Annotated in this window: 6 protein-coding genes; 1 reads left to right on the plus strand and 5 read right to left on the minus strand. The window is 72.4% G+C overall.

Going from position 1 to position 12,064, the window contains the following annotated elements; all coding sequences use genetic code 11:
* Positions 1 to 13 precede the first annotated feature (13 nt).
* Genes ACFOY2_RS17555 through ACFOY2_RS17570 form a run of 4 tightly spaced genes read right to left on the minus strand, consistent with a single transcriptional unit; the run spans position 14 to position 4,840 of the window.
* The gene (locus ACFOY2_RS17555) at positions 14 to 1,783 is read right to left on the minus strand and encodes an FtsX-like permease family protein (RefSeq protein WP_379529106.1); all 1,770 of its coding nucleotides are present in this window, start codon (positions 1,781 to 1,783) and stop codon (positions 14 to 16) included.
* Between the two features lie 5 nt (positions 1,784 to 1,788).
* On the minus strand, positions 1,789 to 2,529 hold the full coding sequence (locus ACFOY2_RS17560) for an ABC transporter ATP-binding protein (RefSeq protein ID WP_379529107.1): 741 nt from the start codon (positions 2,527 to 2,529) through the stop codon (positions 1,789 to 1,791).
* Positions 2,526 to 3,059, minus strand: coding sequence for a PadR family transcriptional regulator (locus tag ACFOY2_RS17565; protein WP_379529108.1), 534 nt, complete (start codon positions 3,057 to 3,059; stop codon positions 2,526 to 2,528). The genes ACFOY2_RS17560 and ACFOY2_RS17565 overlap by 4 nt, the downstream gene beginning before the upstream one ends.
* A gap of 50 nt (positions 3,060 to 3,109) precedes the next feature.
* Positions 3,110 to 4,840, minus strand: coding sequence for a tachylectin-related carbohydrate-binding protein (locus tag ACFOY2_RS17570; protein WP_379529109.1), 1,731 nt, complete (start codon positions 4,838 to 4,840; stop codon positions 3,110 to 3,112).
* Positions 4,841 to 5,126: 286 nt separating this feature from the next.
* Between ACFOY2_RS17570 and ACFOY2_RS17575 the strand changes: the two genes are divergently transcribed.
* Positions 5,127 to 5,819, plus strand: coding sequence for a LuxR C-terminal-related transcriptional regulator (locus ACFOY2_RS17575; RefSeq protein WP_379529110.1), 693 nt, complete (start codon positions 5,127 to 5,129; stop codon positions 5,817 to 5,819).
* A gap of 66 nt (positions 5,820 to 5,885) precedes the next feature.
* On the opposite strand, the gene ACFOY2_RS17580 is transcribed toward ACFOY2_RS17575, so the two are convergent.
* Positions 5,886 to 12,020, minus strand: a complete 6,135-nt coding sequence (locus ACFOY2_RS17580; protein ID WP_379529111.1) for an RHS repeat domain-containing protein — start codon at positions 12,018 to 12,020, stop codon at positions 5,886 to 5,888.
* Between the last annotated feature and the right edge of the window lie 44 nt (positions 12,021 to 12,064).

The raw sequence follows: 12,064 nt of genomic DNA on the forward strand, positions 1-12,064 counted from the left end.
GCCGCCCGGTTGGTCAGGCCGTTTCCGCGCTCAGGGTCTGTGCCACGGGCCGGCGGGCCGCCAGGCGTGCGGGCAGGGCGGTGAACGCCGCCGTCGCCAGGAGGACCGCGAGCGCGGCGGTGAGCATCCAGGAGGTGGGAGGCGTGGTCGTCTTCCCGAGGCTGAAGGCCCAGAGCACGGCGATGCCCATGGGGATGCCGGCGAGGGCTCCGGGCAGGGCTGACAGGAGTTGGGCGGTGGACAACCCGGCCGAGATCTCGCCGGGGGTGGCGCCGAGCGTGCGCGCGATGGCCATGGTCACCCGGGCCTCCATCGCCGTGGTCCAGGTGAGCGCGATGGTGTTCACGGTGGCGAGCACGATCAGCAGGACGGTGATCGCCAGCAGCAGCCGGCCGTCGTGCACCTCTCGCAGGTTGGGCAGGGAGCCGTACCCCTTGACGGGCTGGGCGTGGAAGGCCAGCAAGGCGATGACCGCGATCAGTGTGGCGGCGGTGGAGCACGCGTGCAGCACGGCGCGGCCCGGCCGGCGGGCCATCAGGCGCAGCCCGAGCAGCAGCGGGGTGGGCAGCAACGCGGACAACGCCGTCAGCCGGGGACGGTGGCGAGGCTGGTGGGCGGGGCCGGTCAGCGCGGTGACGGTCGCGGTGCGCAGGGCCCGCAGTGTGGCAGGCAGGGTGGACAGCACCGCCACCGCCACGGCGAGGACGGTCGCCGCGACGATCGTGGCGCCGGTCGGCCCGGCGAGGTCGCCGATCCGGCTGGCGGTGGGGCTGGCGATGGCGGGCGCGGCCAGGCGGGCGAGCGCCAGGCCCAGCGCGTCGGCCAGCAGCGCCAGAGCCAGGTATTCGGTGAGCAGGACGGCGGCGATCAGGCCGGGGGTGGCGCCGACCGCCTTGAGCAGACCCGCCCGGCGCGTCTGCTCGGCGGCGCGTCCCGCGGCCAGCGCGGCCACCCCGGTGATGGCCAGGAGGCTGAGCAGCCAACTGCCGACGACCAGGATCGGCTGGCTGCTCCTGAGGATGACGGCGTCCTGCTTGGCCTTGAACTGCCAGGAGTGGAAGGTCACCCTGGCGGTGGAGTCTCGGTGGGCGTCGATGAAGTCCTGGGTGGCGGCGGGGTCGCGCAGCTTGAGGTCAAGGGCCATGGTCACCGGGAGATCCCGTGACGCCAGTGCCCGGGCATCTGATCGGGTCAGCCAGGCCAGGCCGCTCGCGTCGCCGGGGCCGCCGCCCGGGCCGATCTGCGCCGCCCAGGGGTAGATGGAGGTGGCCGCGGTCACGGCGATCCCGACGACGGGGTACGACCGGCCGGAGATGGTGACGCGGTCGCCGACGCGGGCGCCCAGCGCGGTGGCGAAGCCCCGTTCGAGTACCGCGCCGCCGGGGCGTACCCAGCGGCCCGAGGTCACCAGCGGCCGGTCGACAGCCCCGGGTTTCTCGGCGGCGCCGTGCACCACCACGTTGGAGGTGGAGCCGCGCGCGGTGAGGGTGGCGTAGACGATGCGGTAGGGGCCGTTGTGGGCGACGACCTCGGAGGCGCGCGCCAGCGAGGTCAGAGCCGATGTCGCGGCGGGGCCCGGGTCGGGGGCGAGTGCCACCATGTCCGGCCCGGCGGTGGCCGTGCGGGTCTGCCGATAAAGCGTCTGTGACGCGTCCCCGAGGGACAGGCCCAGGGCCAAGGTGGCGGTGGCCGCCGTCACCGCGAGCAGCAGCATCACGGCCTGGGCCTTGTGCCTGCGGACGTCGGCCAGGACGAGGCGGGCGATGAGCACGGCGCGGCCCATGTCGTTCAGCCCTCCAGCCCGATCAGGTCGCCGAGCCGCCCGGTGCCGGTGCCGGCCAGCCGGGTGTCGTCGACGAACATGCCGTCGCGCATCGACACCAGCCGGTCGGCCGTGGCCGCGACCCGCTCGTCGTGCGTGACGATCACGAGGGTCTGACCCGCTGACCGCAGGTCCTCGAAGATCCTCAGCACGTCGCGTGTGGCCGTGGTGTCGAGGTTGCCGGTCGGCTCGTCGGCCAGGACGATCAGCGGCTCGTTGGCCAGCGCGCGGGCGATGGCGACCCGCTGCCGTTGCCCGCCGGACAACTCAGCAGGCAGATGCCGGGCGCGCCTGGTCAGCCCGACCCGCTCCAGCAGGAGCCTCGCGCGCCGCCCCGCCTCACGCCGCGAGCGACCGGCCAGCAGCGCGGGCAACTCCACGTTCTCGGCCGCCGACAGCTCCTCCACCAGATGGAACGCCTGAAAGACGAACCCCAGCGACCGGCGCCGCAGCCGGGCCAGAGCCCGCTCGCTCAGGGTGTCGACGCGACGCCGCGCCAGCCACACCTCCCCACCGGATGGCCGCTCCAGGCCGCCCAGCAGGTGGAGCAGGGTCGACTTCCCGCAGCCGCTCGGCCCCATCACCGCCAGCATCTGCCCCGCGGGCACCTCCAGGTCGACCTCGTCGACCGCGCGGACCCGGCTCTCGCCCTGACCATGCTCCTTCACCAGGCCGTAGGCCCGGACCACAGGACTCGACACGTTCACGCACCCTCGGATTCGTCATCGGTCTTGGACCAGGCCCGCTCGCAGGCTTCCAACCAGCGCAGGTCCGCCTGCAGCCGCAGCACGACCCCCTCCAGCAGCAGGACGGCGGAAGATCCGGCCGGCTCGGCCAGCGCCGCGCGCTGCGCCTCACGCAGGCGGCGCAGCAGTTCACGGCGCTGCGCCGCCACGAGCTCGACCGGGTCGGCGAGCCGGGCGGCGGCCGCCGCGACGAGCTTGAGATGAAACTCCGCCAGATCCGGCTTCGGCCAGCCCACCTCGGCCACCCAGGCGGCCACCCGCTCCTGCCCGGCCGGCGTCAGCGCGTACACCTTGCGATCCGGCCGCTCGGGCAGGCCGTCGGCCCGCTCGCAGACGACGAGCCCCGCTTTCTCCAGCCGGGCCAACGTCACATAGATCTGGCCGGGGTTCATCGACTCGCCCAGCGGGCCGAGGCTCTGCCGCAGCCGAGCGCGCAATTGGTACCCGTGCGACGGCTCCTTGGCGAGCATCGCCAGCACTGCGTCCTGCATTCCACCCCCCTAACGGCTAGCCAATAGATAGCGGTTAGCCGTAAGAGGTGTCAAACGCGCTTGGCCTTGCGCCACGAGCGGTCGTAGAGGGTGGCGCTGTCGAGGGTCGAGGGGCCGCCTTCGTCGCCCAGCGTGGGACCGTTGACCGTTTTGCGGCTGGAAATGAAGCGGTGTTTGCCGGTGGAGTCGATTCCCAGATAAATGCCGACGTGGTCGAGGGCTGTGCCGTCGTCGGCGCTGGCGTCCCAGAACAGCAGGTCGCCCGCCCGCAGGCTCGCGTAGGACGTGGGTTTGGCCGTGCCACCGTCGATCACGGTGATTCCCGGGGCGTTCTCGTCGGCCATCTGCACGGCTCGGCGGGGGAGGGCGGACTTGTTCAGCGTGTCGCCGATGCCCAGCGGGTGGCCGCCTCGGTAGCCGAAGACCATTCTGACGAAGCCGGAACAGTCCAGCGAGTCCTTCTGGCGGGCTTCAGGGGCATCGATCCTGTCGTCGTAGGTCCAGGTGACGCCGAGGTAGTCGTTGAAGTCCGAGCCCTCTTCCCTGGTGCCGTCAGGAAGCAAGGGCCCGTAGTGGGCGTCGCCCGCGTAGCGCAGGCCATCGCGGACCTTGGAGGGGGCGTCCGCGAGGTACTGCGTGGCGATGTCCAGCAGATCCTCGTCGGTCCTTGCGATGTTGGCCGCCGGCCATGAGGCCGCCCACGGCGCCGAGAGCGACCACGGGCCGGGCAGCAGGCGGACCCACGCCCGGGTCGAGACGGTCGCCTCGGTCGTCGCCTCGGCGAACTTGCGTTGCGGGCCGTAGGTGACGGCGGTTCTGGCCCCTTCCGTCAGGACGGCGCCGACCCGGCCTTGGCTGTAGTAGAGGTTCTGGCCGGATTCGCCGGAGGTGTAACCGGTGAAGGACTGGTCGGGCGCGCAGGCGGTGGCGTCGGCGAACAGCGTGGTGAAGGCGGCGAACCCCCCTTTCAGCGGCCGGCGCTCCTGCCAGACCGGTGCTCCGGCCAGCGGGTCGGCATGGCGCTGCCACCACATCCGGCCGGAGGCGTCGAGCGCGTAGACGACTCCCGCTCCGGCACCGGACGGGCTGCGGCGATCCTCCCAGCCCTCGCCGGTCACCAGGCCCGTGCCCGAGCCGAAGGCGGTGCCGCCCGCGACCGGGTCGGTGTGGTCGTACCAGCGCAGGTGTCCCTTGGTGTTCACGCCGTACAGCGTGCCGTCGCGCCCGGTCATCAGCGTGGTGATCGCCGTCCAGCCCGAGCGGATGACCTTGCCGCTCCCCGGTGCCCACCGCGCCTCGCCGGTCGTCGGCGAAAGATGGCGGTACCAGTGCAGGTCTCCGACTTTGTCGAGGGCGTAGATGACCCCGGAGCCGGCCGACACGATGTCGACGAAGTCGCCCCAGCCCTGGCCGATGACCGTGCGCTCGCCGGGAGCCCAGCCGCGCTCCCCGGTCGCGGGATCCAGGTGGCGGTACCATTTCAGGCCGCCGTCGCCGTCGACCGCGTAGATCACGCCGTTGCCGCCGGAGAACACCTTGGTCAGCGTGTTCCAGCCGTAGCCGATCTCCTTGCCGCTGTCGGCGGCCCAGGAATCCGCGCCGGAGGCTCCGGCGCGGTGGCCGTACCAGCGCAGTTTGCCCCCGCCGTCGATGCCGTACACCGGCACGACCGCCGAGCAGGTCAGGGCGGAGGCGGCCGCGGCCGGTCGAGGATCGACCGCGGACAGCAGGGAAACTCCGACAATTCCCGCGGCCAGGACGGCCAGGTGCGCACGGAGCATGTCCACGACCTACTTTCGATCCCGTGCCGAGACGGATCCCGCACGCGTCAACGCCGCCGGACTGATCGTAGGGAAATGATCGCTCTGGTGTCACTATGCGCACCTTCATGGGTCACATGGCGCGACGCTTAGAAGTTCGTTGAACGATCAGCTCAGCGGGCCCTTTTGCCCCCAGAATCGGATCGGGAAAGTGGGAGGCCGCTCTGTTCACGCGCGACAACACACACGTCCGGCGGCATCCGGGCCCGGCCCGCCGCATGTCCGGCCTCTGGAACGAGCCACTCCCATGAGGCGGCCGGTCGTCGGCGGCTCACCCCTGCGGGTGCTGGTGGCCGACGACGAGGCGCTCGACCGCGCGGGCCTGGCGGCGCTGATCAGCGCCTGTCCGGGGATGGAGGTGGCAGGGGAGTCGGCCGCGGGCGAGGAGGCGGTGTCCCTCGCGCTCGCCGCCCGCCCCGACGTCGTCCTGCTGAACGTCCGCGTGCCGGCCACCGGCGACATCGCCACCGTCGAGCGGATCCTGGCCTCGGCCGAGAAGCCGGCGCCGAGGGTCCTCGTCCTGGGCGGCGATGACCTGCACGGGTACGTCTACCGCGCGCTGCGTGCCGGGGCGGCGGGGTTCCTGCTCAAGGACACGCCGCCGGCGCTGCTGCTGTCGGCGATCCGCACGGTGGCGGAGGGCCATGTCCTGCTGGCGCCGAGCGCGATCAAGGCGCTCATCGACGTGTGGCGGCCGGCCGACCCGATCGCCTCGGCCCCTGACCTGAGGCTGCTGACCCGGCGCGAGGCCGAGGTGCTGGCGCTGGTGGGGCGCGGGATGTCGAACAGGGACATCGCCGGGTTCCTGTCGGTGAGCGAGGCCACGGTCAAGACGCATCTCAACCGGGCGATGGCCAAGCTGGGGTTGTCCACCCGCGCCCACGTGGTGGCGCTCGCCTATGACCGGGGGCTGGTCAAGCCGCGCTGCCTCCCGGCCTGACGCGGACGCCTTCGTCGAGCCCGGGGCCCGCCGGGCCGTGGTGGGGCCACGGCCCGGCGGGGCGGCTCAGATGAGCTTCTTCTCCCAGTCCAGCGCCCGGGCGACCACCTCACCCAGCTTGATCACGTACACCTTCCACTTGGCGCCGTGGACCGGGAGCTGGGTCTCCATCTTGAACGTCTCCAGCCCGTACATCACCTCCGGAGTCTCCGACGACCTGACGGTGCCCTTGCTGGTCTCCCTGCCCGCCATCGGGTCGATCTGCTCGTGCACGTTGCGCCAGTCGTAGCGCTGCGCCGCCTGGCTCGGCTGAACCGGTGTGCGCTGGTTCTTGGGCGGCGACGTGCGTTGCTGGGCCTTGAGCGAGCCCGGCCGGTAGGTCCGCTCCTTCCAGGGGAGGTGTCGTTGTGTCTGTTTTGTGACCCGCCGGATGGCCCGTTGCGCCCGCGCCGCCGACGCCGCCCGCGGCCTGGCAGCGGCGGCCTGAGCGCGTCGCGCCGCGGCGGCGGCACGGCGGCGGGCCGCTGCCTCGGCGGCCCGCCTGAGCTTCTCCATCGCGCGCCGCATGGCGAGGGCGGCGGCGCGGCGGCGGGCCAGGTCCATCGCCTTGCGTCTGGCGATCTCGATGGCGCGCCGCCTGGCCACCTCGGCGGCCCGGCGCGCCGCCTCGGCGGCCGCGCGCATGGCCGCGCGCCTGGCCATCGCCGCTGCCACCCGCTGCGCCACCCAGGTCAGCGCCCGCCGGGCGACGAACCGCACCCCGATGCCGATGGCGATGGCGGCGAACCACCACAGCAGCCCGTCGGGGTCGGTCATCGAGATCGGGTTGTTGTTGGCGTAGGCGTAGGCGTTGAGCTGCTGCGGGTCGGACGCGTCGATGACGGGGTCCACGGACAGGAACCGGCCGGTCGCCGGGTCGTACTCGCGGGCCCCCAGCTGGACGAGGCCGGTGGTGGCGTCGACGTTGCCGCCGACGAACCCGCGCTGGCCAGGCCACCACGGCGGCGCCGGGCCCCGGTCGGCGCCGAACGGGGCCCGGCGGCGGATCGCCAGTTCGCCGGTGGCGGCGTCCACGGCGGCGTGGGCGGTGCCGTGGTGGTCGTCGCCGAAGAAGTACACCTTGTCCGCCGAGTTGCGCATGGCCACCGGCTGGCCGTTGACGGTGTAGTAGCGGCTGCCCTCCACAACCTTCTTGGCGTGGTCCAGGCGCAGCTCCATGTCGTCCACGTACAGCGTGGTCTCGTCGGCGGTCTTGCGCAGCAGCCGGTCGCCGTCGGCGTCGTAGAGGAACGACGTCGTCTTGCCCGCCTCGGTCACCGACTCCAGGTTGCCCTCGGCGTCCCACAACAGGCTCTGATCGGCGGTGCCGACCTTGCGCCGGGTGGTGTTGCCCGCCGCGTCGTACTCGAACAGGTCCGCCCCCACCGCCTGCAGCGCGTGCGGCTGCTTGCCGCCCGCCGCCGGGTAGGTGTAGTCGCGGACCTGCTCACCCGCGCCGCCCCAGGCGTGCTTGGTCTCCTTGGTCCGGTTGCCGACAGCGTCGTAGGCGTAGCTGACCGCGTACGGGGCCGCGCCGCCGATCTTGCCGGACTGCGGCGAACCCGAAGCGCAGTCGTCCGTGGCCGTCCACGCCGAGGTCATGCGGCGCAGATGGTCGAAGGTGAAGCACTGCGTGTCCTGGACGCCGGCCGCCCTGTCGGCGATCGAGGTCACGTTGCCCGCCGGGTCGTAGCGGTAGTTCAGGTCCAGGTCCGAGCTCGTGCCGGTGTCCCGGTCGAGCTGGGAGCGGATCATCCTCCTGGTGCCCTCCTCATGGGTGAAGGTGAGCCAGGTCTTTCTGGGGCCGGTGCTGAGCTCGTACTGGAGCGTCTCGCCCAGCTTGCTGTAACGGGCGTCGGTGACGTACGACGACAGGCCCGTGACCTTGACGGGCTGGCGCAGCCCGTCGTAGTCGTAGGTGACGGTCTCCGCCGCCAGGCCGCCCACCTCCGGGAAGGTGACGGACTGAACCTGGCCGTCAGGGGTGTAGCGGGTGTTGAAGACGTAGGAGCCGGCGAGCTTGCCCTCGCGCTCGGGGATCGTGACCGTCTGCCGCAGCGCGCGGTAGTCCCGGTCGATGGCGTTGACCTCCGCCTTGTACGCCTGCCCGCCCACGTACCGGATACTGGCGTTCTGCTGCCCCTTGGCCAGGGCGTCGTACGTCCACTCGGCCAGCAGCGAACCGGTCTGCGACCCCTCGCGCAGCGAGGTCTTGCGGCCGATCGCGTCGTAGCCGTACCACAGGGTGCGGCCGCGGGCGTCGGTCGTGGAGACCACCTCGTCGGTGTCGTTGTAGACGGTCGTGGTGCTGCCCTTGTCCGGGTCCTCGGTCTTGATCTCCCGGCCGCGCAGGTCGAAGTGGTGACGCCAGACGTTGCCGGCCGGGTCGGTGACCGTGGCCAGGCGGCCCGCCTTGTCGTAGGTGTACTTGGTGGATTCGTATGCGCCGGTCGGGGTGGCCCCCTTGTACTGGCGCAGCTCGACGACGCGGTCCTCGGCGTCGCCGATGTGGGTGGTGGCGGTGCCGCCGGGCGGCGGGGTGATGTCGACGCGGTCGCCCTGCCGGACGGCCTTGGTCGACCACTTCTCCACGCCCTTGACCCGGAAGCTCTGCTGGACCAGCTCGCCGCTGCCGTCGAAGGAGCCGACGATCTGCCCGGCCACGTCGTCGTCGGAGACGGCGAGCAGCTCGGAGGAGGGGTCGCCGGTGCTGTAGTAGCCGGTGTTGGTCTTGGCGATCTCGCCGAGCGAGTTGCGGAAGGTGTCGGTGAGCACCCGGCCGCCGCCGGTGGCGGGCTCCTGGGTCTGGCGCTCGCGCATCAGGCCGTCGTACAGCTCGTGGCTGGTGATGTACGTGCCGTCGGCGGCCAGCGTCTTGGTGGTGACCGCATTGGGGCCGTCGGGGCGGACGACGTAGGCGTACTCGGTGCTGGGCGACTGGCCGGCGGCCTTGTCGCGGTCGGGCTGCCAGACCTTGACCAGCCGGCCGAGCCCGTCGTGCTGGAGGTCGGTGCGGCGGCCGTTCTCGTCCACCTGGGCCACCGCCTCGCCCCTGGCCGGGTCGAGGTAGGTGACGTCGGCGTGGCCGAGGTCGTTGACGGTCCTGACCTCGGTCGCGGGCGCGCCGGAGGCCGGCGCGTACGTGGTGGTCACCTTGCCGCCGGCCGGGTCGGTCTCGGAGGTGAGCCGGCCGTAGCCGTCATAGGTGCGGATCATCTCGGGCACGTAGCGGGGCGTGGCCCCGTCGTAGCCGGTCAGCTCCTCGGTCCTGGTGACGTCGCCCCTGACCGGCGGCTGTCCGAAGGCCCGCCCGTCGAAGGACGTCCGCACGTCCGACAGCACGTCCTGGGGCCGCTGCGGCTCGGCCGAGCAGGGCTTGGACACGGCCTCGGCCCGGCTGACGAAGTCGAGCATCCAGGCCCCGCTGTCGCGGGCGTGCGTGTAGCGGGTGCACACGTCGTCGCCGGGGACGGCCACGTCGCCGAGGTCGTGGATCTGGGTGACGATGCCGTGCTCGTCGTAGACGCGTTCCTCGGAGGTGCGCCGCCACGTCCCGTCGTGCAGGAGGGCGCGGGTGCTCGTGGCCTTGGTCTCAATGAGGTAGGCCGTCTTGGTGACGCCCTCGAACGCGAAGGTGGCCGTCTGCCGCCACCACGGCTCCTCGACGGTGGCCGAGAGGATCTTGCCGCCGTCGCCGTCGCGGACGACGGTCTCCCTGTCCATCCCGGCGAGCTGGTCGTGGTCCTCGCGCGTGACGCCCTCGGAGTCGGCGACGTGCACGTCCTTGCGGCCGCCGTCGGCCAGGCGGTCGCCGTCCATGCCGCGGAAGTAGACGTGCTCGGTCAGCGTGCGCTTGGTGTCCTGGCCGTCGCCCTGACGCACCCGTACCTTGCCGAAGCCGCGCCACTCGGACCAGGTGCGCTCGGCGGGCTTGGTGAGGATGTTCTCGGAGTAGCGCCAGGCGGCGCCGCCCGCGTACTCGTAGTCGGTGACCAGCCACGGCGAGCGGGCGGTGCGGTCGATCTCCACGGTCCGGGCGACGACGTGCTTGTGGAACCAGTCCAGCACCTCCATCTCGTCCTGCGGCACCCAGCGCTGTGGGTAGCAGCGCATGGTGTTGCGGTCGGGGGCCGGCAGGTTGGACGGGGTGCACTCCTGCGGCGCGTAGGTGACCCGCAGCTCGGCCCCCGCCTCGGTGTAGACCGACTGGACGCGCCACTTGATCAGCGGGGCGCGGCCCTCGTCGCCGTCCACGCGGTTGTCGAGCTGCACGCCGGCGAAGGTCACCTTCGGCAGGGTGACGGTGCCGCCGACGTGCCCGGCGTGCTGGATCGAGGCCAGCCACAGCGCCGGGCTGAGCCCGTCTCCCGTGGTGGGGAAGGAGTGGGTCAGCGTCCAGGAGTCGACGTCCTTGTACGCCCCGCCGGACAACACCCGCGTGGTGACCTTGGCCAGCCGCTTGCGCGTCCAGAACGTGGGCGAGGTCCGGTCCTTGCACACCTCGCCGGCCGCGCAGTTACGGTCGAACGGCACGTCCGGCCAGTGGGAGGCGTTCTCCTTGGTGAGCTGGCCCGGCTCGCAGGTGATCGCCCCGCCGGGCAGACACCGCTCGGCGGGCGTGAACTCCACGCGCGCCGACGGCGAGCGGGTGAACAGCTCGTCCGAGCGGTAGCCGTAGTCGATCCTGGACAGCAGGCCGCCCCGGTCGTACGGGGTGCCCTGCTCGGGCTTGCCGTCGCGGCCGTAGTGGTTGCGCTCGCGCTCGTACCAGTACGTCGTGGCGTTGCCGTGCCGGTCGGACACGAGGTCGAGGTTCCACCGCCACCCCTGCTGACACCAGGCGTCGGCGGCCACGGCGTTGTGGCAGGGCTCGCCGGCCTCGTTGCCGAACACCGGCACGGTCCAGGCCGACGCGGTCTCCGGCTTGCCGTTCGCCCAGCCGGGCAGCCGGTTGAGGCCGAAGGTGTACTGGGTGCCGTCGAGCGTGGTGACCCGCCAGTGCTCGCCGTTGTCGTCGCCGTTGGCGGTGCCGAACAGTTGCTCGACGCGGGTGCCGTCGTCGCGCTTGAGTCGCCACTTGCCGCCGGCGGAGTCCTTGATCAGCTCGTTCGCCGAGCCGTTGAGCACGAGCGTGGCGTTCTCGTGGTCCCAGCACAGGTCGCCGGTCTGCTTGCCGTCGGCCGAGCAGGACTTGTAGCGGCGCTCGATGTAGCCGCCGGGCGTCAGGTCGAAGCCCTCACCGGCCCAGGACGCCTGGTTGTTGGTGGCGGAGGTGCGGCCGTCCACGCTCTGGGAGGAGTAGCCGAGCGACACCGTGGGCTCGTCGCCGCCGATCGCGGGCGGGACCCGCATCGGGTAGTTCCAGGAGAAGTCGCCCGACTGAGGGCCGACCGCCCAGGTGGCGGACGCGGCCAGCGGCGTGGCCTTGTAGTCGCCGGACGCGCTCGCCGGGGCGCTGGTCAGGCCGTACAGCCGGCCTTCCGCGGCGGCGACGTCCACGTCGGCGGTGAGCGTGCCGGCGCGCACGTCGTTCTCGGCGCGTACCGGCTCGGGGGCCGGGCAGTCGCGCGCGGCCGCCTCCAGGGCGCAGTCGGGCAGCTTGACCAGGCGGAGGCGGGCGGCGTAGTCGCCGCCGAAGGCGTGACGGAAGCCGGAGTAGTCCATCCGCAAGCGGGCCTTGCCGCCGCGGGTGGCGGCCCGCCCCGGCGAGACGCGCAGCACGACACCAGGCACCGAGGCGGACTTCGCCCGCTCCAGCACCTCCAGCTTCACCTGCTCGGGCGGCTCGGCCCGATCGGAGGGGGCGTCCACGCGCACGGACAGCGAGCCGGGCGCGACCTTCCCCGAACTGCCCGGCGCCAGCTCAACCGCCCCGGCACGTGGCCAGGTCACGGCGGGGGCGGCGCTCAGCGCCCGCTTGGCGGCCGGGTCCTCGCGCTTGGGCAGCACGGGCACGGACACACCCGGCACCGGCTCCTCCCGCTGCACACCGGGCCGCTCCCGGCGCGCGGCCTCGGCGGGCAGCGCCGGGGCGAGCGGCACGGTGACGAGCACCGTCAGCGCCGCGCACGAGCGGGCGAACCAGCGAGCCAGCCGGGGATGGAAATCGTAGATCAGTAAGTTGGAGCGTCCGGTCTCCGGGAACTCCTCAGAGACGTCCATCCTCACCATCCATGGGGATCGGGGGTGGGCCGGCGGGGCGGGCG

This window comes from Nonomuraea purpurea (assembly GCF_042650645.1).
GTDB lineage: Bacteria > Actinomycetota > Actinomycetes > Streptosporangiales > Streptosporangiaceae > Nonomuraea > Nonomuraea purpurea.